General features: G+C 36.7%; 24 protein-coding genes and 1 other RNA gene. 22 read left to right on the top strand and 3 right to left on the bottom strand.

From position 1 onward, the window contains the following. The first annotated feature begins 40 nt into the window (after positions 1 to 40). A complete protein-coding gene (locus tag A194_RS0101310; RefSeq protein WP_017185082.1) occupies positions 41 to 799 on the top strand; it encodes a DUF3891 family protein in 759 nt (252 codons plus the stop codon). Here A194_RS0101310 and A194_RS0101305 read toward each other — a convergent pair. Beyond that, the gene (locus A194_RS0101305) at positions 796 to 2,076 is read right to left on the bottom strand and encodes a glycoside hydrolase family 18 protein (RefSeq protein ID WP_017185081.1); all 1,281 of its coding nucleotides are present in this window, start codon (positions 2,074 to 2,076) and stop codon (positions 796 to 798) included. The two genes, A194_RS0101310 and A194_RS0101305, sit on opposite strands and share 4 nt — an antisense overlap. 103 nt (positions 2,077 to 2,179) lie before the next feature. On the opposite strand from A194_RS0101305, the gene tadA reads away from it, so the two are divergent. From tadA to A194_RS0101270, 8 genes are all read left to right on the top strand, one after another. Next, complete coding sequence (tadA, locus tag A194_RS0101300) at positions 2,180 to 2,641, top strand: tRNA adenosine(34) deaminase TadA (RefSeq protein WP_017185080.1); 462 nt, start codon at positions 2,180 to 2,182, stop codon at positions 2,639 to 2,641. Positions 2,642 to 2,736: 95 nt separating this feature from the next. Then, positions 2,737 to 3,004, top strand: an RNA gene (ffs, locus tag A194_RS19590) — signal recognition particle sRNA large type. A gap of 135 nt (positions 3,005 to 3,139) precedes the next feature. Continuing rightward, positions 3,140 to 4,855, top strand: a complete 1,716-nt coding sequence (gene dnaX / locus A194_RS0101295; protein WP_017185079.1) for a DNA polymerase III subunit gamma/tau — start codon at positions 3,140 to 3,142, stop codon at positions 4,853 to 4,855. Positions 4,856 to 4,870: 15 nt separating this feature from the next. Continuing rightward, the gene (locus A194_RS0101290) at positions 4,871 to 5,191 is read left to right on the top strand and encodes a YbaB/EbfC family nucleoid-associated protein (protein WP_017185078.1); all 321 of its coding nucleotides are present in this window, start codon (positions 4,871 to 4,873) and stop codon (positions 5,189 to 5,191) included. Between the two features lie 13 nt (positions 5,192 to 5,204). Continuing rightward, complete coding sequence (recR, locus tag A194_RS0101285) at positions 5,205 to 5,801, top strand: recombination mediator RecR (RefSeq protein ID WP_017185077.1); 597 nt, start codon at positions 5,205 to 5,207, stop codon at positions 5,799 to 5,801. Between the two features lie 79 nt (positions 5,802 to 5,880). Next, positions 5,881 to 6,144 carry a pro-sigmaK processing inhibitor BofA family protein gene (locus A194_RS0101280; RefSeq protein WP_017185076.1) on the top strand — a complete coding sequence of 88 codons (264 nt, stop codon included), beginning with the start codon at positions 5,881 to 5,883 and terminating at the stop codon, positions 6,142 to 6,144. 123 nt (positions 6,145 to 6,267) lie between these two features. Further along, positions 6,268 to 7,086, top strand: a complete 819-nt coding sequence (locus tag A194_RS0101275; RefSeq protein ID WP_017185075.1) for a DUF2268 domain-containing putative Zn-dependent protease — start codon at positions 6,268 to 6,270, stop codon at positions 7,084 to 7,086. Between the two features lie 151 nt (positions 7,087 to 7,237). Continuing rightward, entirely contained in the window at positions 7,238 to 7,429 is a 192-nt protein-coding gene (locus A194_RS0101270; RefSeq protein WP_017185074.1) for a sigma factor G inhibitor Gin, read from the top strand. A 67-nt stretch (positions 7,430 to 7,496) separates the two neighbouring features. Here A194_RS0101270 and murB read toward each other — a convergent pair whose 3' ends face one another. After that, positions 7,497 to 8,417, bottom strand: coding sequence for a UDP-N-acetylmuramate dehydrogenase (gene murB / locus A194_RS0101265; RefSeq protein ID WP_017185073.1), 921 nt, complete (start codon positions 8,415 to 8,417; stop codon positions 7,497 to 7,499). 198 nt (positions 8,418 to 8,615) lie between these two features. On the opposite strand from murB, the gene A194_RS0101260 reads away from it, so the two are divergent. The 9 genes from A194_RS0101260 (at position 8,616) to rsmI (ending at position 15,539) form a co-directional block, all read left to right on the top strand. Further along, positions 8,616 to 10,046: an aminotransferase class I/II-fold pyridoxal phosphate-dependent enzyme gene (locus A194_RS0101260; RefSeq protein ID WP_017185072.1), complete on the top strand. Its 1,431-nt coding sequence runs from the start codon at positions 8,616 to 8,618 to the stop codon at positions 10,044 to 10,046. A gap of 19 nt (positions 10,047 to 10,065) precedes the next feature. Further along, the gene (gene tmk, locus A194_RS0101255; protein WP_017185071.1) at positions 10,066 to 10,698 is read left to right on the top strand and encodes a dTMP kinase; all 633 of its coding nucleotides are present in this window, start codon (positions 10,066 to 10,068) and stop codon (positions 10,696 to 10,698) included. 104 nt (positions 10,699 to 10,802) lie between these two features. Then, positions 10,803 to 11,132, top strand: a complete 330-nt coding sequence (locus tag A194_RS0101250; protein WP_017185070.1) for a cyclic-di-AMP receptor — start codon at positions 10,803 to 10,805, stop codon at positions 11,130 to 11,132. Between the two features lie 15 nt (positions 11,133 to 11,147). Next, positions 11,148 to 11,588 carry a YaaR family protein gene (locus A194_RS0101245; RefSeq protein WP_017185069.1) on the top strand — a complete coding sequence of 147 codons (441 nt, stop codon included), beginning with the start codon at positions 11,148 to 11,150 and terminating at the stop codon, positions 11,586 to 11,588. 18 nt (positions 11,589 to 11,606) lie between these two features. Continuing rightward, on the top strand, positions 11,607 to 12,602 hold the full coding sequence (holB, locus tag A194_RS0101240) for a DNA polymerase III subunit delta' (protein WP_017185068.1): 996 nt from the start codon (positions 11,607 to 11,609) through the stop codon (positions 12,600 to 12,602). A gap of 6 nt (positions 12,603 to 12,608) precedes the next feature. Then, positions 12,609 to 13,436: a PSP1 domain-containing protein gene (locus tag A194_RS0101235; RefSeq protein WP_017185067.1), complete on the top strand. Its 828-nt coding sequence runs from the start codon at positions 12,609 to 12,611 to the stop codon at positions 13,434 to 13,436. Between the two features lie 13 nt (positions 13,437 to 13,449). Beyond that, a complete protein-coding gene (gene yabA, locus A194_RS0101230) occupies positions 13,450 to 13,782 on the top strand; it encodes a DNA replication initiation control protein YabA (RefSeq protein ID WP_017185066.1) in 333 nt (110 codons plus the stop codon). A 106-nt stretch (positions 13,783 to 13,888) separates the two neighbouring features. Beyond that, complete coding sequence (locus tag A194_RS0101225) at positions 13,889 to 14,650, top strand: tRNA1(Val) (adenine(37)-N6)-methyltransferase (RefSeq protein WP_017185065.1); 762 nt, start codon at positions 13,889 to 13,891, stop codon at positions 14,648 to 14,650. Next, entirely contained in the window at positions 14,643 to 15,539 is an 897-nt protein-coding gene (gene rsmI / locus A194_RS16850; RefSeq protein WP_083834209.1) for a 16S rRNA (cytidine(1402)-2'-O)-methyltransferase, read from the top strand. Before A194_RS0101225 ends, rsmI begins: the two co-directional genes overlap by 8 nt. Before the next feature lie 14 nt (positions 15,540 to 15,553). Here rsmI and A194_RS0101215 read toward each other — a convergent pair whose 3' ends face one another. Beyond that, entirely contained in the window at positions 15,554 to 15,826 is a 273-nt protein-coding gene (locus tag A194_RS0101215) for an AbrB/MazE/SpoVT family DNA-binding domain-containing protein (protein ID WP_017185064.1), read from the bottom strand. A 276-nt stretch (positions 15,827 to 16,102) separates the two neighbouring features. Here A194_RS0101215 and metG point away from each other — a divergent pair, with 276 nt between their 5' ends. The 4 genes from metG (at position 16,103) to rnmV (ending at position 20,975) form a co-directional block, all read left to right on the top strand. After that, positions 16,103 to 18,037 (top strand): methionine--tRNA ligase, encoded by a 1,935-nt coding sequence (metG, locus tag A194_RS0101210; RefSeq protein WP_017185063.1) that lies wholly within the window; start codon positions 16,103 to 16,105, stop codon positions 18,035 to 18,037. Between the two features lie 66 nt (positions 18,038 to 18,103). Beyond that, positions 18,104 to 18,868 (top strand): TatD family hydrolase, encoded by a 765-nt coding sequence (locus tag A194_RS0101205; protein WP_017185062.1) that lies wholly within the window; start codon positions 18,104 to 18,106, stop codon positions 18,866 to 18,868. 209 nt (positions 18,869 to 19,077) lie between these two features. After that, positions 19,078 to 20,286: a G5 and 3D domain-containing protein gene (locus A194_RS0101200; RefSeq protein ID WP_017185061.1), complete on the top strand. Its 1,209-nt coding sequence runs from the start codon at positions 19,078 to 19,080 to the stop codon at positions 20,284 to 20,286. 128 nt (positions 20,287 to 20,414) lie between these two features. After that, a complete protein-coding gene (gene rnmV / locus A194_RS0101195; RefSeq protein WP_017185060.1) occupies positions 20,415 to 20,975 on the top strand; it encodes a ribonuclease M5 in 561 nt (186 codons plus the stop codon). Positions 20,976 to 20,993: the final 18 nt, after the last annotated feature.

The following is a 20,993-nucleotide window of genomic DNA, read 5'->3' as shown; positions in this document are numbered from 1 at the left end:
AGCTGGCTTTTATACTATACATATAAAGGAGAGAGTGTGCATGATTGTGACATCTTCTAACTCTCACTTTAAGATGATCACACAACATGATCATGCTTTAGTGAGTGGGGAAATAGCAAGAAACTGGTTAGATTCATTGTTTGAAGGTGGACTTTATCGTAAGGAAGTTGAGTATGCAGTAAGCCAACACGATTGTGCTTGGATCCCATTAGACAAACATCCCACTTGGAATGAAGAAAAAGACCAACCGCATTCCTTTATGGATTATCCGTTAGAACCTAAAGTGGAACATTATCGAAAAGGAATTGGTTTAGTTGAGAATCAGTCTGAATATGCGGCTTTATTATGTAGCCAACATTATTTATCATTCTTCGATGAAAATACAACAAATTCGACTATTACCGACTTCATTTCCCAGGAAATGATTCGACAAGATAAAATTAAAAGCATCTTAGACATTCAAGTGCCAGAAGAGTATATTGATTTTCATTTCCGCTTACTACAGTTTTGTGATGACTTATCTTTATACCTTTGCTTAAATGAACCAGGGACAGCAAAAGAAGATGAAGACCCAATGTTTAAAGATGGTTTCAGACAACAATTTTCAGGTATTGAAGGTATAATCAAAGCAAAATGGCTAGACGAACAGACTGTTTCTGTTTCGCCTAACCCTTTTAAAAACCTTTTTAAAGTTGAGATCCCATACAAAGCTGTATCAAAAGAAGCTTGTGAAACGAGAGGACTTTTACAAGCTTATGACCTAACACCAAATGAACTTAGAGAAGTTTATATTCGTTAAACAATTTTATCGATATCAAAGTTATAATTCAGTAGTGCCCAGTTTTGTGGGAAGGCTAAGCCTAGCTTCCAATAACTAATTCCTTTTAAACCTAGTTCATCAATTAAATCAAACTTCGCCTGGATTGAACGAGCATCTTCAAACCATACTTCATGCTGGTTCCCTTCTTCATCCCAATAATAGAAATATGGTGCTTGTGCTTCTTCATCATATTCAATTGCTTGATTATTCTCTCTTGCGAGTTGAATCGCTTCGTTTGGACTAATTGCAGGTGCTGTAACGCCTTCTTCAAACGGTAAAGTCCAATCATATCCATAAGTGTTTTGACCAAGCATAATTTTTTCAGCTGGCATTTCTGATAAGGCATATTCTACAACTTCACGAACTGGCCCAATCGGCGAGACAGCCATTGCTGGACCGCCACCATAACCCCATTCATAAGTCATTAAAATCACAAAATCAACAATTTCACCGTGGGCTTGATAGTCATGAGCTTCATACCATGGCCCTGTTTGTTCGTCACTTGTCTTTGGTGCTAATGCTGTTGAGATGAGTAAACCTTGTGGGCTTAGTCTTTCTCTTGCCTTTCTTAAGAAATTGTTATAATCTTCTCGTGTTTCTGGTGGTAAAAATTCAAAATCAAAGTGAATATCACGATAGCCGACTTCATTTGCTATACGAATAATTTCATCTAGCAGTTGATCTTGAACTTGTTCGTCAGTTAAAATAATTCTTCCTAACTCTTGATCGAAAGCACCATCACGTAAATTTGTAATTACCATCATTAATGCTGTATTATTAGCTTGTGCAATCATAGGAATGTCATCTAATGGCGGTGGAGAAAGTGTTCCATCTTCATTCACTTCATAACTAAACATACCTAAGTATGTTAATAAAGGTGTGCGAGCCCAAGCTGATTCAATCAAACTGTCACTTACTGATTCACCGAATGGTTCAATATAGGCGTTAGTGGTAATCGTACGGCGGTCAGGCTCTGGTAATATTAACTCCTGACCAATCATTAATGGCTCATTTAAATCTAATTCATTGTAAGAGGCTAATAACTCATACGGGATATTTAACCTTTGACCGATTGAATAAAAGCTATCACCTTCTTGAACAGTGTATTGAGATACAGGAACTACTAATGCTTGCCCGATGACAAGGTCATCTGGCTGATCTAATTGGTTTACTTCAATGATATCCTCAATAGGCGTTTGATACCGGTTAGCAACAGAGTATACAGAATCACCTTGTTGTACGACGTGGATGAGCAATGAGCACACTCCTTTCCAATTTATTCTTTTTGAATGTATGTGTCAGTTTCTATAGATATGCATAAATGAAATAGATGTTCATAAGCCTAGAGGTGAAATTGTCATGCATGAGCAATATATGCAGTTAGCCATTGAAGAAGCGAAAAAAGCAGAAGCTATTGGTGAAGTACCAATTGGTGCAGTTATTGTATTTGATGGTAATGTCATTGCAACGGGATATAATAAACGTGAATCAAGTCAAAAAAGTACATCTCATGCTGAACTAATTGCTATTGAAAAGGCAAATGGAGCCATTGGGAGCTGGCGTTTGGAAGATTGTCAGTTGTATGTCACGTTAGAACCATGCCCTATGTGTGCAGGAGCTATTGTTCAATCAAGAATTCCCCATGTTATTTATGGAGCAAAAGATCCGAAAGCGGGTTGTGCTGGGTCTATTACTAACTTGTTAGAAGAACCACGTTTTAACCACCGCGCTAAAGTGGAACATGGTATATTGGAGGCAGAATGTGCGCACCTTTTAACGAACTTCTTTCATCAATTAAGACAAAAGAGAAAGCAAAAGTAGGAGAAAATATTGGTTCGTTATTATCATTGCATTTTTGCTTAAAAGATAATATACTTGTATATGCGCTAAACAAAGCGCAAACCTTATAACACTTGCCGTGCTAGGTGGGGAGGTAGCGGTGCCCTGTTACCCACAATCCGCTATAGTGGGGCTGAATTCCCGTCTGAGGTAAAGTAATCTTAAGGTCTGACGTAAGTGAATAGTGTTGACGTTTGGGTCCTGTGCAACGAGAACCCGTGAACCCTGTCAGGTCCGGAAGGAAGCAGCAGTAAGCGGTCTCTCTCGTGTGTCGCAGGGTTACCTGAACCGAGCTAGGATCTTGCGTAACGCTTATGGGTTACTTTATCGAAGATGGGTGCACGGCGTACATAAACGATGAAACTCACCTGGTTAATCAGGTGAGTTTTTTCATATATTTCGTAAAAACGTACGATACATTTTGAAATGTCTGATCCGAATCAGTTATAATGAAAAGAGAACCTAAAGGAGATTATGTCCATGGCATATCAAGCATTGTACCGAGTTTGGCGCCCACAACAGTTTCAAGATGTTGTTGGTCAAGTACATATTACAAGAACGCTACAAAATGCGATTGAACAATCAAAAGTAGCACATGCTTACCTTTTTACTGGTCCACGTGGTACAGGTAAGACAAGTGCTGCGAAAATTTTCGCAAAAGCTATCAATTGTGAACATTCCCCTGTTAAAGAGCCTTGCGGAGAATGTGATGCTTGTCGAGGAATTCAAGACGGTTCGATCTCAGACATAATTGAAATTGACGCAGCTTCTAACAACGGTGTAGATGACATTCGCGAAATCCGAGATAAAGTGAAGTATGCACCAAGCTCTGTTCCGTTTAAGGTTTACATCATTGATGAAGTGCATATGTTATCAACTGGAGCTTTTAACGCACTGTTAAAAACATTAGAAGAACCTCCAGCTCACGTCATTTTCATATTAGCAACGACAGAACCACATAAAATTCCACTTACGATCATTTCAAGGTGTCAACGATTTGATTTTAAACGAATTTCACAACAAGCTATTGTCGATCGACTGAAATTGATTTTAGATGATGGTGGTATTCAATATGATGATCACGCTGTCGTACACGTTGGTTTAACAGCTGAAGGCGGAATGCGTGATGCACTTAGTATATTAGACCAAGCGATTGCATATAGTGAAGATGGTCATATTCATATGGAAGATGTGTTAGCTGTTACAGGGTCGATTGCTCAAGAACAACTGTTATCAATGATTGATGCCCTTGTTAACCAAGATGGTAAAGAAGCGTTAAGCTTGCTTGATCAAATGATGCAAGAAGGTAAAGACCCAAGTCGCTTTGTCTTTGATTTTATCCACTTTTTAAGAGATTTGTATATGTACAACAGTGCAGAAGATGTTGAAGAAGCGTTAGTCCGAGCTATTCCGAACGAACAGTTTCATCAAGTAAGAGAACTTTTAACATCAGACTGGTTGGAAGAAGCCATTTCAATTCTTAACCAAACACAACAAGACATGAAATGGACAAGTAGCCCTAAAATCTTAGTAGAAGTTGCTTTGTTAAATATTCAAGAAATCAGTCATCAATCGACTAATGAGCAAGTGCAAACAACATCGCCAGAGTTGTTACAACAAATAGCAACATTAGAAAAAGAATTAAAAGCTTTAAAAGAACAAGGTGTTTCGGTTAATACAACAGAACAACCGAAAAATGAAACGAATAAACGACCAGCACCTAGTCGCCAAAATAAATATAAAGTACCTTATGAAAAGGTACGTCAAACTTTATCAGAAGCAACGAAAGAGGATATTAATGCGATCAAAACTAATTGGGCTAGCTTTATGGATGGGTTGAAAAAGACAAGTCCACCAGCACATGCTAAACTAGTTAATAGTCAACCGAAAGCAGCCTCTTCTCAAAACTTAATATTAGCTTTTAAGTTCGAGATTCATTGTTCACTTATTCAAGAAAACCAGGAAATGGTAGAAACTGTACTAAGTGATTATATTGGAAAAAGAATAACTATTATTCCGATTCCAGAAGAAGAGTGGAAACCAATAAGAGAAGACTTCTTAAGCCAACAATCTGAGCAAGGTGAAGGTGATGAAGATGAGGAAAGTCACCAAAATACTAGCACCGATGGCGATCAATTAATTTCTGAAGCACAAAAATTAGTTGGCGATGATTTAATAGAGATTAAGGATTCTTAAGGAAAACTTACAAGTATGAAAGGAATGGGAAATATGAATAACATGATGAAGCAAATGCAAAAAATGCAAAAGAAAATGATGAAAGCGCAAGAGGAACTTCATGAAATGACTTTTGAAGCAACTGCTGGCGGTGGTATGGTTAAAGTCGTCGCTAATGGTAAGAAAGAAATTACAGACGTTGAAGTTAACGAAGAAGTAGTCGACCCAGATGATGTAGATATGTTACAAGACTTAATCATTGCTGCGACAAACGATGTGCTAAAGCAAGTTGATGATACAACGAATGAAAAAATGGGACAGTTCACGAAAGGTATGAATATGCCAGGAATGTTCTAGGAGGCATGCCACCATGTATTATCCAGAACCAATTACAAAGTTAATTGATAGCTTTACAAAATTGCCAGGTATAGGTCCAAAAACTGCCGCTCGCCTGGCATTTTTTGTGTTAGAAATGAAAGAAGATGACGTGTTAGACTTTGCGAAGTCGTTAGTTAATGCTAAGCGTGAATTAACGCATTGTACAGTTTGTGGTCATATTACAGACCAAGACCCATGTAGTATTTGTAGTGATCAAAGTCGTGATAACTCTGTCATTTGTGTCGTTCAAGACCCAAAAGACGTGATCGCGATGGAGAAAATGAAAGACTTTCAAGGGAAGTATCATGTGCTACATGGCACAATATCACCTATGGAAGGTATTGGTCCTGAAGATATAAACGTCTCAACTTTAATTGAGCGATTGAAGGATGAAAAAGTTGAGGAACTCATTCTAGCGACTAATCCGAATGTTGAAGGTGAAGCAACGGCCATGTATATTTCAAGATTAGTGAAGCCTTCAGGTATACGGTTAACTAGAATTGCTCACGGTTTACCGGTCGGAGGCGACTTAGAATATGCCGATGAAGTGACGTTATCTAAAGCGTTAGAAGGAAGAAGAGACCTATAATAAAGATTTTCCTTTTTTAGTTCTATTAATAGGCTAAGCGACATAGCGTATTAGTAGGACAAGCGAAAGGAGATCAAATATGGATCCAATAGTTGTGACATTAGCATTTTTGGCGGTTGTTATTTTATTGTTGTTTTTTGGACCACCACTGAAGTTTATGCAATGGGCTTCAAAAGGGGTTTTGAAGGTCATAGTTGGTGCTCTGTTTATATTTTTCGCTAATGTATTTGGCTCAATGTTCGGTCTGCATATACCGATCAATTTGTTTACATCAGTGATAGCAGGCTTTTTAGGGATCTTTGGTGTTGGTGCATTAGTTGCGATCCATGTATTTATTTTATAACGGTCATTTAAGGAGGGGTGCAAATGCGCCTCTCTTTTTTAGTTAGTAAGTCTAAATTCAATGAAGGAATTTAAAACCAGACCCTAGAATATAGTAACAATACTATGGAAGGGTGGGTTCTCCGTGCTTGAAGTTAAACAAATAACTCCTAATCAAATATTAAACAATAAAAACAGACTAGAGGATTATTTAGAAGAAGAATTAAGTTCTCTAATAAAAAAGGATTCTTGGATGACTGAGTGGAAGAGTATAGCGCAACGCTTTAAAATGTTAGAGTTTAAAGAGAAATCTAATGAAGAAATAAAAGAACATGAGTGGAATGTTGAGCAAATATCAAAGATTATTGAGGAAACAATATACAACGTCAATCAATATCTTAATTTTAATAAAATACGAGTAACAGTGGTGCCTGCGTTACCATTTCGTTTTTTTCAAGATCATCCTCAGTCTCTTTGGACGAATGCTTTTACTAATGGTTCGGAGAATATCATCATAGCCATTCCTCCAAAACCAAACCTTGATTTCTTTAAGTACTTATTAGCACATGAAGGTCACCACGCTAGTCCTGAAAACCCAATCTACAATTTAACAATGAGTACTTTTACTTTGGAAGAATGGTATAAGATGGAAGGAACAGCTGAGTATTTTAGCCTTTCCTTGTATCCAGATTACAGGTGGTGGAAAGATTATTTTTCATCTGATGTCGAAAAGAAATATTGGAACGAATGTAAAGATTACTTAAAATCAACAGACGACCATATAAAAAGTCCTTTGTGTTTTGGAAGTGAGCAACTTGGTATCCCTGTGTTTAGTGGGTATTCTTTTGCATTACGACTTGTCTCAAACTTCGTATCAAAGAATGATGTTAAAGATATAAGGAAACTTTTTTCCGTGGATGCAAATCGATTTATCGAGTGCTATAAAGAGAATGTAAGTAAATAACTTTATTATAGGCCTACCGCAATGTGGTAGGTTTTTAATATTGTTTAAGCAACAACAACTGAAGTTACCAGAACATTCTTCTAAAAAAGTTTAATAGATACGTATAAAAATCTAGTAAGTTGTCCACTCTAGTTAATGGAGGTGGGAGACGATGAAAGGTCAATCAATTAATTGTTGTCAAATTTGTGGAGAGTGGAAGCAAGACGGGATTCATGTATTATCTTCTTTTATTTGTAAAGGTTGTGAAAGAGAGATTGTTAATACTAACCCTGACGATGAGCGCTATCAATATTTTGTTGATCGATTGAAATTCCGCCGTTTACTAAATCAAACGACATCATAACTTTATAAATATCTCCCCTAATTTAATATAAAAAAGAAGCGGCTAATGATTAGCCGCTTCTTTGCATTTACTCAGGGTCGTCTCCGATAATACGAACTTCTCGTTCTAAATCTACTCCGAATTTTTCACTAACTGTTTTTTGAACCATTTCGATCGATTGAATGTATTCAGTTGCGGTTGCGTTGTTTTTATTAATGATAAACCCAGCATGTTTTTCAGATACTTCAGCTCCACCGACACCTTTTCCTTGAAGACCGCTATCTTGAATCAATTTTCCTGCGAAGTAACCTGGAGGGCGTTTAAACACACTGCCACAAGATGGGTATTCTAACGGCTGTTTTGATTCCCGTTTGTACGTAAGGTCATCCATGACAGCTTTAATCTCATCATATTTACCGGGCTTTAATTCGAACAAAGCCTCTAAAACGATAAAACCTTTTTCTGGTATATTACTATGACGGTATTGTAAGTCAAACGCATCTGCAGGTAGTGTTAGAAGGTTGCCTTCTCGGTCAACGACGACGGCTTCTTTTAATACATCTTTAATTTCACCGCCATAGGCACCTGCATTCATAAACAAAGCACCACCGACTGTTCCTGGAATACCGCAAGCAAACTCTAGTCCTGTTAAATGTTCTGCTAAAGCTTCACGTGATGCATCGATGATTCGAGCACCACTTTGAGCGATCATCTCATAGCCATCTACAGTTATATCATCTAACTTTTTAAGACTTAAAACGACGCCGCGAACACCACCATCTTTTACGATTAAGTTAGAGCCGTTTCCAAGTAGTGTGAAAGGTAGCTGTTCTTGGTTAGCAAACTTTACAACTTTTTTCACTGCTTCATATGACGTAGGTGTTACAAAAAAGTCGGCTTCCCCGCCTAATTTTGTATAAGTATGATTATTTAACGGTTCATTGATTAAAATATTTTCATCTGAAAGGATTTCACGCAGTTTATGTTCAATTGATTGATCATCTAACATTAATTATTCACCTCTAATATTCATCATAGAGAATTTAACGCACGGTGTGTCAAAGGTCTCTCTTTTATTTATTGTATTATTTTATTATTGTAACATGAAAATTTATAAAAGTTAGTTTAGAAGTGTATAACGTTTATGTTACGTGATTTTATTTTCGTGTACAATATGAATTAAAACGAGTTTAAGTTAGGTGTTTATATGAGTCAACAACGAGCGCCTTTGTATGAGGCGATTCAACAGCATTTAAAGCAAAAGTGCTATTCATTTCATGTCCCAGGACATAAAAGTGGAGACATTGTACATAATCAATTCAGGCACATGAAAGAACTGTTTCGCTATGACTTAACGGAATTGCCAGGTCTTGATGATCTTCATGAATCAGAAGGCCCTATATTAGAAGCACAACATTTAGCTGCTCAATACTTTGGTACAAAACAGACTTTCTTCTTAGTAAATGGGACGACTTCTGGTAACCTAGCAATGATTTTAGCCAGTTTAACTGCAGATGATCACGTGCTAGTGCAACGAAATTGCCATAAATCAGTGATGCATGCTTTAGAATTAGTAGGAGCAAAGCCTGTTTTCATCTCACCTGAATATGACTCAATTGCACGTCGATATTGTCATATATCTTCCGGTGTTGTTAAACAAGCTTTAACGAATGATCGAAATATTAAAGCTGCTATTCTTACTTATCCAGATTATTTCGGAACGACTTTTGATTTATCGTCGGTTGTGCAAGTCGCTCATTCTTTTAATGTTCCAGTTTTAGTCGACGAAGCACACGGTGCTCATTTTTCATTCGATGCACCATTTCCTAAATCAGCAACACAATGTGGTGCTGATCTCGTCGTTCAATCAGCTCATAAAACATTACCTGCATTAACGATGGGGTCTTTTCTCCATGTGAACTCTGATCGAATCGATCGCAGTAAATTAGAGTATTATTTAGAAGTTGTCCAATCGAGCAGTCCATCTTATTTAATTATGACGAGTTTAGATTTAGCTAGGCAGTACATAGCTAACTATAGTAAAGAAGACCAAGTACGGTTAGTTGAAGAAATTGCGGAGTTCAACAATCAGTTAAATAAGTTGACTAACTGTAATGTTCTACCTGTTCGTGAACAAATGGATGACCCTTTAAAAACGGTTTTAACTTCAGAGACAATAGATCTGAATGTAGTGTACAAGCATTTACACGATTACGGTATTGATGCAGAGTTAGTTGACCAAAATCAATTGTTATTCATCCATGGAATCAAATTAGATGAAGACTTAAGACAAAAGCAGAGTATGGCATTAATTAATTGTATAAAAAAAGTGGAAGACAACGCTTATCATGATAAAATGGTAGACAGTCATTTTGATGTAAGTAAAATTCAACGTTTTCAATATTCATATCGTGAGTTAAAGTTGTTAAAAACAGAGTGGGTAGATGTTCATGAGGCGAGCGGGCGAATTGCTGCTGAGTCGATTACACCTTATCCACCTGGAATACCAGTTATATTAAATGGTGAATATATTTCTCAACAAGCTTTAAACACAATTGAAAAAGCTGAAAAACGCAAACAGCATATTCAAAGATCAAGTAATAACTATAAAAATAAAATAAAAGTTTATCAAATTTAATATAAAGGGAGTTATCTTCGTGAGCGGATTATTTATAACATTTGAAGGCGTAGAAGGTGCGGGGAAATCTACAGTTATTCAATATATTTCGAATCAATTAAGTGCTGAAGGTTTTGAAGTTGTAACAACACGTGAACCTGGAGGCATTGAAATTGCTGAAAAAATTCGTGAAATTATTTTAAACAAAGACCATACTGCCATGGACAGCCGCACAGAAGCTTTACTTTATGCTGCGGCCCGTAGACAACATCTAGTAGAACGAGTAATGCCTGCATTAAAACGTGGACAAGTAGTTTTGTGCGACCGGTTTGTCGACAGTAGTTTAGCATATCAAGGCTATGCAAGAGGATTAGGGATGGAAGAAGTCTATCAAGTAAACGAATTTGCGATTGAGGACTGTATGCCTGACTTAACTATTTTATTTGAACTCGACCCTCAAGTTGGTTTAGACCGAATTAGTGACAATGATCAAAGAGAGAAAAACCGACTTGATTTAGAAAAGCTAGATTTTCATAAGAAAGTAGAAGAAGCTTATCATCAATTAAAAGAGCGTTTCTCTGATCGAATTAAAAGTATTGATGCTCATGAGTCACTAGAAAATGTTCAGACAGAATGTGAAACAGTTATACGTTCTTTCTTATTAAAGAAGTAAGGTTTCGTATGTACACGTTTTGTTAAAAAATAATCATATCATGTGCTAAATAATCAGAAAACTTGTTATAATATTAATAAGTACAAATTATGAGGAGGAAAAGGATGAAATTAATCCTTGCGATTGTTCAAGATAAAGATTCAAACCGTCTTTCAGATGCGTTGTCTGAAGAGAACTTCAAGTCGACTAAATTATCATCAAGTGGTGGTTTCTTAAAGGAAGGTAACACGACATTAATGATCGGTTGTGACGACGATAATGTCGATCGGGCTTTAGAAATTATTAAAGATAATTGTAGTTACCGCGAACAAATGGTAGCACCAATTTCACCGATGGGTGGTAATGCAGACTCGTACATTCCAAAGCCTGTTAAAGTTGAAGTTGGTGGAGCAACGGTTTTTGTTCTTCCAGTTGATGCTTTTCACCAATTTTAGTAGGAGTGACAAGTAGTGAAAGTAAGCCAAGACGTACGAACGCAAATGGAAACATCTAAACAAAATAATCTGAAACAAACTAATGCCAAATCATCTTTTCAAAGCGTAGTTGGACAGGAGACACAAAAGCTAAAGGAAACAGAATTAAACCGTCTTTTGGCTGATTTAACGAAGCAAGGTGAAAAAGTAGCGAAGTTCCGCTCGTTTCAGGATTTAGGGAAATATAAGAAGATGGTCAGACAGTTCATTCAAGAAACAGTTAACTCTGGATTAGATCTTGAACAGTCCCGAAAATGGGATTTAGAAGGTGGCAGCCAAACCCTCTCTTTAGTTAAGCAAATTGATGATAAGTTAATTGAATTAACTGATGACGTATTAGATCAAGAGAAAGATTCAATTGACGTTTTAGATGTCATTGGAGAAATTAAAGGTATGTTACTAAACTTATATGCTTAAAGGAACAGGATGAATGAAATGACAACAACTTGGTCAACGATGCGTGAAGTACAACCTGTAGCAACACGTATGTTACAAAACAGTATTGTGAAAGCTAGAATTGCTCATGCGTATTTATTCCACGGACCTAAAGGGACTGGCAAACAAAAGGCCAGTCTTTTGTTTGCGATGCGATACTTCTGTGAGCAAACTGACAAGCAGTATAGCGAACCTTGCTATAAGTGTAGCTCGTGTAAAAGAATTCAAACAGGCAACCATCCTGATGTGCATTTTATCGAACCAGATGGACAGTCGATCAAAAAAGACCAAATTGAATATTTACAGAAAGAGTTTACATATACAGGATTGGAATCGAATCAAAAAGTATATGTTTTACATCAAGCAGAGAAAATGACGACAAATGCAGCGAACCGTTTATTAAAATTTCTAGAAGAACCGAGTAGACAAACCGTTGCCATCTTATTAACAGAAAATACTGGTTCTGTATTAAATACGATTTTGTCTCGTTGCCAAAGAATTCAATTTCACCCTTTGAAAAGCGAAGATATGTACGAACAATTTGTTGGTGAAGGGATTCCAGAGTCGACAGCCAAAATTTGTGCTGCTTTAAATATAGGTTTAGATGAAGCGAAAGAGCTGAGTCAAGATAGTTGGTTTGCCGAAGCAAGAAGAATAGTGATACAATTAATAGATAAAGTGATGAATCCTAAAGAAGAAGGTTACTTGTTTCTCCATCAAGTGTGGTTAAATCATTTTCAAGAGCGCCACCAACAGGAGTTAGGTATAGATTTGCTGTTGTTATGGTACCAAGACCTTATATCGTATCATTTAGATAGAGAAGATATGGTCGTGCTAACAGATCAACTAGACAGACTACAACAATATCAGTACACAATTTCGTTAAGTGATGCAAAAACATGTGTTTATGAACTCTTACAGACAAAGCGTAAGTTAGCATATAACGTTCACAATACACTTGCAATGGAACATTTAGTCCTTCAATTGCAGAGGTGATATAGATTGTTAGAAGTAATTGGAGTTCGCTTCAAAAAAGCGGGTAAAATATATTATTTCGACCCTGGTGATGCTGACTTAACAACGGATGATTATGTCATTGTTGAAACAGTACGCGGAGTCGAATTTGGTAAAGTAGTAATCTCGAATAAACAAGTTGATGAAGAAGATGTCGTTCTTCCACTTAAGAAAGTTATTCGAATTGCCGACGATAAGGACAAGCTAACGGTAAGTGAGAACAACGAGATGACCGAAGAAGCAGTCCGTACTTGTTCTAATAAAATTAAAGAACATCAGCTTGATATGAATTTAGTTGATGCTGAGTATACATTCGATCGTAACAAAATAATCTTTTACTTTACAGCAGATGGTCGTGTTGATTTCCGTCATTTAGTTAAAGATTTAGCTGCCGTGTTTAAAACACGAATCGAACTAAGACAAATTGGCGTTCGTGATGAGGCTAAAATGTTAGGTGGAATAGGACCTTGTGGAAGAATGCTGTGTTGTTCTACGTTTTTAGGTGATTTTGAACCTGTATCAATTAAAATGGCGAAAGACCAAAACTTATCATTGAATCCTGCTAAAATCTCAGGCTTATGTGGCCGTTTAATGTGTTGTTTAAAGTATGAAAATGATATGTATGAAGATGCTAAACAAGAGCTTCCAGATATCGGGGAAAGCTTAACAACATCACATGGTTCAGGTAAAGTTGTCGGCTTAAATATGCTAGAAAGATTAGTACAAGTTGAATTATCAGAGATGGAACGTGTTGTCGAATATACACTTGATGAGTTAATTGATGAAGGAGCAATTTCTGTTCCAGCAGCAGAGTAATGAGGTGGATGTTGTGAACAAAAAAGAAGTTTTAGACCGTTTTTCTCATTTAGAAAAGCAGTTTGAAGACTTACAGAAAGACTTTTCATTATTAAAAAACGACCTCGTACAGTTAATGGAAGAAAACCATCAACTGGCGCATGAAAATCATCATTTACGTCAACGTTTAGATGATTTAACACAAGAGGACTCGTCAAACGATGAACAAACTCCTTCAAAAAGCGTCGGTGAAGGTTATGATAATTTAGCTAGAATTTACGAGGAAGGCTTCCATATTTGTCACGTTTATTTCGGAACACCTCGTGAAGAAGAAGATTGTATGTTTTGTTTAAAGTTTTTTAATTAAATATACATGTTGTAACATCCTTTACTGCAAACAGTGTAGTAAAGGTTGTTTTATGTAGGGAAGCTTACTTGTAACAACGTTAAAACACATAAGAGGGATGAGCTATATGGTAGAGTTAAAAGGTGATGAAAGAGTAGACTATTTATTAAATGACCAAAGACGGCAAATTATTCAAAGCCCAACGGTTTTCGCTTTTTCGGTGGATGCTGTACTTTTAGCTCATTTTACATATTTGCCAATTAAACGAGGTCGTGTTTTAGATTTATGTACTGGCAATGGAGTTATACCACTTTTCTTAACTAAACGTTCGCAAGCAAAAATAGTCGGGGTTGAAATACAAGAACGCCTTTATGATATGGCTGTACGAAATGTTCAACTAAACAAACTTACAGATCAAATAGATATGATTCAAGGTGATTTGCGAGAAGAAACGAAACGGTTTAACCAAACGTTCGATGTTGTCACGTGCAACCCACCATACTTTAAAACGAAAGAACCTAATAAACGTAATCAAAACGAGCATTTAACGATCGCTCGCCATGAAGTATATTGTGATTTAAATGATGTATTAAAAGCGTGTAGCCGTTCTGTGAAATCAGGTGGGAAAGTATCGATGGTTCATCGGCCCAATAGACTTTCAGAAATTATGACAGTTGCTAAAAGTTATAAGTTAGAAGTAAAGCGGTTGAAGTTTGTTTACCCTAAACGACACAAAGAAGCTAATATTGTATTAGTTGAATTTGCTAAAGATGGACAACCTGATTTAAAAGTAGAACCGCCATTATATATCCATGAGGAAAATGGGGATTATACTAAAGAGATGACGAAAATATTATACGGTGAAGAAGGGAGTTCCGCTCATGGTTAACGTTCAAAAGAGTTTTGAACAAGAAGGGGCTAAACTATACGTTGTTCCGACACCAATTGGAAATTTAGAAGACCTCACATTTAGGGCACTGAAAGTATTAGAGAGTGTTGATCTTATTGCGTGTGAAGATACGAGGCAAACGCAAAAGTTACTTAACTTCTTTGACTTAAACAATTCATTAATTAGTTTCCATGAGCATAGTCATGACAAACGTACTGAGGACATTTTACAACGCATTCATAACGGTGGTTCCATTGCATTAGTAAGTGATGCAGGCATGCCTTTAATTTCAGACCCCGGATATACTTTAGTTAGTCAGGCTCGAGAACAAGGAATTGATGTTGTCGTATTACCTGGAGCAAACGCAGCGTTATGTGCTTTAGTCGGCTCAGGATTACCGACTAACTCCTTTACATTTGCAGGTTTTCTACCTAAGAAAAAGAAAGAGATCGTTACTATGTTAGAATCACTTGATCAACAACAACATACGCTTATTTTCTATGAATCACCATATCGAGTGACTAAAACATTAGAAGTTATGAAAGAAGTATACAGTAGTGGTCGAAAGGTTACACTGGCTAGGGAGTTAACAAAGAAGTTCGAAGAGTATATTAGTGGTTCTATAAATGACGTTTATGATTGGTCTATATCGAACGACTCTACGATACGTGGTGAATTTTGCATCATTGTTGAGCCAATTGATGAAAAAGATATGGAAAGTGATATCTGGTGGGGTGATTTATCGTTAGTAGAACATGTAGAATACTATATGGAAAACGAACAATTAAAGACAAAAGCAGCTGTTAAACGAGTTGCGCAAGACAGAGGCTTTCAAGCCGTGAAGTGTACAGCGAGTTTCATCAGTAACATAAAAAAACGGGACTTTTAATAGCCCCGTTAGAATTAGCTCATTTTCTTTTGTATCTCGTCGATTAGCTGTTGTGCGCCTTCTTTGCTAAGGACGATATTGTCTCCAACAGAGATGTTGTCGTTAGAGATTTCGCCAGTTATTTGGCAAGCCATGTTTGGCTGGTATTTCTTTAGGACGATTTGATCGTCATCTACGTAGATTTCTAGTGCGTCTTTTACGTTTATATCTAGTGTACGACGCAACTCAATAGGAATTACAACTCTTCCTAATTCGTCTACTTTTCTTACGATACCAGTTGATTTCATTATTTTTCTCCCCTCTCGATCAAAATTTCGCTATCTTTCGCAACTAAATTTACCACTCTTTGTATGTATAGTCAATTAATTAAAATATAAATAATTGTAAAATGTTTCATTTTGAAACAACATAGATGATTTACATAAGTTGTCAGAGTAATATGAGAGAAACTATGAATAACAATGGAAATTATTTAATTTAATCGTTACAATATATAGTACCTAGTTGTATATAAATTTAATTATATAATAAAGAAATAGCATTTAAATATAGGAGGTCAAACCATGCCAGAAGAACGTAATACGTTTTATATTACAACACCTATTTATTATCCGAGCGGCAATTTACATATTGGCCATGCTTACACGACAGTTGCTGGTGATGCCATGGCACGTTATAAGCGCTTAAGAGGTTATGACGTTATGTATTTAACCGGCACTGATGAACATGGCCAAAAGATTCAACAAAAAGCTGAAGAAAATGGTGTAACACCTAAAGAATATGTTGATGAAATTGTAAATGGAATTCAACAGCTTTGGGATCAGTTAGATATATCACATGATGACTTTATTAGAACGACAGAAAAGCGTCACACAGATATCGTTGAAAAAATTTTCGACCAGCTAGTTCAACAAGGCGATATTTACCTTGATGAGTATGAAGGTTGGTATTGTACACCGTGTGAATCTTTCTTTACAGACCGTCAGTTAGAAGAAGGGAATTGTCCTGATTGTGGCCGTCCAGTAGAGAAAGTTAAAGAAGAGTCGTATTTCTTCAAAATGAGTAAGTACGTTGACCGTCTCGTTCAGTTTTATGAAGATAATCCAGAATTCATCCAGCCTGAAAGCCGTAAAAATGAAATGTTAAATAACTTTATTAAGCCAGGTTTAGAAGAATTGGCTGTGTCACGTACGACAGTTGACTGGGGTATTAAAGTACCTGGCGATCCAAAACATGTGATTTACATTTGGATCGATGCTTTAACTAACTATATTACAGCGCTAGGTTATGGAACGGATCAAGATGAACGTTATCAAAAATATTGGCCGGCAGATGTTCATTTAGTTGGTAAAGAGATTGTTCGTTTCCACACGATTTATTGGCCGATCATGTTAATGGCGCTTGATTTGCCACTACCGAAAAAAGTGTTTGCTCACGGTTGGTTACTAATGAAAGATGGAAAAATGTCTAAATCTAAAGGAAACGTCGTCGATCCTGTTGATTTAATAGACCGTTACGGATTAGATTCATTACGTTACTATTTATTACGCGAAGTGCCGTTTGGTTCTGACGGTGTCTTTACACCAGAGGCATTTGTTGAACGTTCTAATTATGACTTAGCGAACGATTTAGGTAACTTGTTAAACCGTACAGTGGCGATGGTTAATAAATATTTTGATGGAGAAATTCCATCAATTACGCTAAATGAAACTGAATATGATCAAAGCTTAATCGAACTAGCTGAACAAACAAAGCAGCAAGTTGAAAATGCGATGGATGAGATGGAGTTTTCTGTTGCTTTATCAACGTTATGGCAGTTTGTCAGTCGTACAAATAAGTATATCGATGAAAATGAACCTTGGGTGTTAGCTGAAGATGAGTCACAGAAAAACCGTTTAGGTAATGTGATGGCTCACTTAGTTGAGTCGTTACGTAAGGTCGCTATTATGTTACAGCCATTCTTGACTTCTACACCTGAGAAAATTTTTAACCAATTAGGTATTGAAGACGAATCGCTAAAAGCTTGGGATAGTATTTCGCAACATGACTTAGTTAAGGGTGCTCAAGTTGTCAAAAAAGGTAAACCGATCTTCCCTCGCTTAGAAACAGAAGATGAAGTTCAAGCGATTAAAGATATGATGACTAAAAATACACCAAAACAACCAGCTGAAGAAGAAATCACAATTGATGACTTCTTCAAAGTTGATTTCAAAGTAGCTGAAGTTGTTCATGTCGAGAAAGTTAAGAAAACGAACAAATTATTAAAGATTCAAATTGATTTAGGTTCAGAAAAGAGACAAGTGATTTCTGGTATAGCTGAACACTATTCAGAAGAAGATTTAGTAGGTCGCAAAGTAATTTGTGTAACGAACTTAAAACCAGCTAAGTTAAGAGGCGAGTTATCAGAAGGCATGATCTTAGCTGGTGAAGATGATGAAGGAAACTTGTCATTAGCTACAGTGGATCAAACTTTACCTAATGGAACACCAATAAAATAATATTAACAAAAAGGGGACGCAGTTTTACGTTCCCTTTTGTCTTGTATAACTAGAGGAGTGGATATAATGTTATTTGATACACATGTACATTTAAATGCTGATCAATTTAATGAAGATCGCGAAGAAGTAATCCGACGTGCACAAGATGAAGGTGTGACACATATGGTCGTTGTAGGATTCGACCGCAAAACGATTCCATTAGCTATTGAGATTGCTGAAAACTACGATTTCATCTATGCAGCGGTAGGATGGCACCCTGTAGATGCAATTGATATGACAGAAGAAGATTTAACTTGGATTGAAGAACTTAGTCGCCATGAAAAAGTCGTCGCTATTGGTGAGATGGGTCTAGACTATCATTGGGATAAATCACCGAAAGATGTCCAAAAGGATGTGTTTCGTAAACAAATAGCATTAGCTAAACGTGTTAATATGCCAATCATTATTCATAATCGAGAAGCAACTGAAGATATCGTTGAAATATTACAGGAAGAACAAGCAGGACAAGTTGGAGGCATTATGCACTGTTATAATGATCATGTCGACTATGCTAAAACGTGCTTAGATATGGGCTTTCATATTTCCCTAGGTGGCCCAATTACTTTCAAAAATGCGAAAGACCCTAAACTAGTAGCGCAAGAAGTGCCGCTTGAAAAATTGTTAATTGAAACAGATTGTCCGTTTTTAGCACCACATCCGAATCGCGGCAAACGTAATGAACCAGCCTACGTCAAACTAGTCGCTGAAAAGATAGCTGAATTAAAAGATTTATCAGTAGAAGAAGTAGCAAGACAAACGAATGAAAATGCTAGACAATTATTTAAAATCTAGTATAGATGCAGTCATAAAAATGTATGTTCAACGTACGTATAATAGAGGCCTGTTTTGGTTATGATGGCATGTAGGCACCTACTTTAGTCTATTATTCTATGGCTAAAGAACTACTTGTAATAAATATGTAATGTTTATTTAATTGAATATTATTTGACTTATAACTATATGGTGCCTATAATCAAATGCGTACAGAGGAGGCATTTTTTATGGCAGGTACAGAACAGGCGAAAAAGGGTTTAAGTCGTTTTGGATTTAAGCAAATAGCCCTAACCTTGTTCGCAACAATTTTAGTTTTAGCCTCAATTACTTTCTTTGTCTACGACTCTATGAGGGCTGAAGTAACTGTTGTGTTAGACGATGAAGAACAAACAGTTGTAACTACAGCGGATACAGTAGATGAGTTGTTAGATGAACTTGATGTTGAAGTCGGTGAACATGACCATCTATCTGTAGATGTCAATGCTGAATTAGAAGATGGTATGGACATTACTTATGAGCAGGCAAGAGAAGTTATTGTAACAATGGACCAACGTACAGAACATTACTATACAACTGAAAATACAGTAGAAGATTTTTTAAATAATAAAGATATCGAATTATCAGAGTATGACCAAATGTCAGTTTCTCTAAATGATTCGGTTCATGATCAGATGCATATTGCCATTAACACAGCTTTTGAAGTGAAGATTGTGGACGGTGGCGATGAAGAGACAAAGGTTGTAACAAACCAGACGGTCCAAAGTTTACTTAATCAAGAAGGTATTGATTTAAATGAGCATGATAAGTTAAACGTTGATCCGTCGCAAATGGTTAGAGACCAACGTGATATTGAAATAGTACGTGTGTCTATAGACTATGAAACTGTTGAAGAGAGTGTTCCATATACAACAGAGACACGCGATGACGATTCAATGTTACAAGGTGAAAGTGAAGTTGTTCAATTAGGTGAAGAGGGTAAAAAAGTTCAAGAATATGAAGTCGTTAAAGAGAATGGTGAAGTCGTATCTCGAGAGCTTGTCGATGAAGAAGTTGTAGAAGAAAGTGTTAATCGTGTTGTAATGGAAGGAACGAAAGAAGAAGTTCAACTTGCATCTTCATCTTCTGGTGAGTTTCAAGAGTTTACATCAACGAAGTATACAGCAAACTGTCCATCGGGTTGTACCGGAATGACGGCTACAGGTGTTGATGTAAGTGATTCTATTTATCACAACGGCATGAGAGTGGTCGCAGTTGACCCTAGTGTCATTCCGCTTTACTCTATTGTCGAAGTTAAAACACCTAATGAAACTTTTACAGCTATTGCACTTGATACAGGTGGTGCAATTGTTGGAAACAAGATTGATATTTTAGTTGATTCGCATAGTGAAGCGATGAATTGGGGCTATCGAACGGTTCAAGTTCGAGTAATTGAATAAAACAATCTTTTTTGATTTATAGATAATCCTGCTATACTATAATAACGTATAGTTAGGATTATCTTTTTTGGTTTAGATCCTTAAAATTACATAACGAATTAGACTTGAACAAGAAAGGAAGCGTCCGTTTGCGAATAAATGAAGTGATTGTCGTTGAAGGTAAAGACGACACCGTACGTGTTAAGCTAGCTGTCGATGCCGATACAATTGAAACGAACGGTTCAGCGATTAATGAAGAAACGATCGAACAAATTAAGCACGCGAAAGAAAAACGCGGTGTGATTATCTTTACGGACCCAGACTATCCAGGAGAGAGAATAAGAAGAATTATCGATGAACACGTCCCAGGGTGTAAACATGCCTTTTTACCTCGAGGTCAAGCAAAGGGTAAAAAAGGTTTAGGTGTAGAACATGCTAACGTCGATGACCTCAAAAGGGCGTTAGAAGCAGTATATGAAGTTAATGAGACACAACATACAAATATCATATGGAAGCCGTATTTAGTCCAATATGGCTTAATAGGTGGAAATAAAGCTAAACAAAGGCGTGAAAAATTAGGATATCTATTAAAAATCGGGTACGCGAACGCTAAGCAGTTAGAAAAACGGTTAAATATGTTTCAAATTGAAATATCAACTCTAGAGCAAGCTATGGAAAAGATCTATGAAGAGGAGCGAACGAGTGAATGAAGCCGATTGCAACAATTA

Origin of the sequence: Alkalibacillus haloalkaliphilus C5 (genome assembly GCF_000269905.1) — a bacterium.
In the GTDB taxonomy this organism is placed as follows: Bacteria; Bacillota; Bacilli; order Bacillales; family Alkalibacillaceae; genus Alkalibacillus; species Alkalibacillus haloalkaliphilus_A.
This window is presented reverse-complemented; position numbering and strand designations above follow the sequence as displayed.

Bases quoted from the DNA above. Each gene is read 5' to 3' on its own strand.
- holB (WP_017185068.1), top strand. From the start codon at position 11,607: ATGACAACAACTTGGTCAACGATGCGTGAAGTACAACCTGTAGCAACA.
- A194_RS0101270 (WP_017185074.1), top strand. From the start codon at position 7,238: ATGAAAGGTCAATCAATTAATTGTTGTCAAATTTGTGGAGAGTGGAAG.
- A194_RS0101215 (WP_017185064.1), bottom strand. From the start codon at position 15,826: ATGAAATCAACTGGTATCGTAAGAAAAGTAGACGAATTAGGAAGAGTT.
- dnaX (WP_017185079.1), top strand. From the start codon at position 3,140: ATGGCATATCAAGCATTGTACCGAGTTTGGCGCCCACAACAGTTTCAA.
- recR (WP_017185077.1), top strand. From the start codon at position 5,205: ATGTATTATCCAGAACCAATTACAAAGTTAATTGATAGCTTTACAAAA.
- A194_RS0101200 (WP_017185061.1), top strand. From the start codon at position 19,078: ATGGCAGGTACAGAACAGGCGAAAAAGGGTTTAAGTCGTTTTGGATTT.
- A194_RS0101290 (WP_017185078.1), top strand. From the start codon at position 4,871: ATGAAAGGAATGGGAAATATGAATAACATGATGAAGCAAATGCAAAAA.
- A194_RS0101205 (WP_017185062.1), top strand. From the start codon at position 18,104: ATGTTATTTGATACACATGTACATTTAAATGCTGATCAATTTAATGAA.
- A194_RS0101225 (WP_017185065.1), top strand. From the start codon at position 13,889: ATGGTAGAGTTAAAAGGTGATGAAAGAGTAGACTATTTATTAAATGAC.
- murB (WP_017185073.1), bottom strand. From the start codon at position 8,417: ATGTTAGATGATCAATCAATTGAACATAAACTGCGTGAAATCCTTTCA.
- tadA (WP_017185080.1), top strand. From the start codon at position 2,180: ATGCATGAGCAATATATGCAGTTAGCCATTGAAGAAGCGAAAAAAGCA.
- rsmI (WP_083834209.1), top strand. From the start codon at position 14,643: ATGGTTAACGTTCAAAAGAGTTTTGAACAAGAAGGGGCTAAACTATAC.
- metG (WP_017185063.1), top strand. From the start codon at position 16,103: ATGCCAGAAGAACGTAATACGTTTTATATTACAACACCTATTTATTAT.
- A194_RS0101280 (WP_017185076.1), top strand. From the start codon at position 5,881: ATGGATCCAATAGTTGTGACATTAGCATTTTTGGCGGTTGTTATTTTA.
- A194_RS0101250 (WP_017185070.1), top strand. From the start codon at position 10,803: ATGAAATTAATCCTTGCGATTGTTCAAGATAAAGATTCAAACCGTCTT.
- A194_RS0101310 (WP_017185082.1), top strand. From the start codon at position 41: ATGATTGTGACATCTTCTAACTCTCACTTTAAGATGATCACACAACAT.
- A194_RS0101260 (WP_017185072.1), top strand. From the start codon at position 8,616: ATGAGTCAACAACGAGCGCCTTTGTATGAGGCGATTCAACAGCATTTA.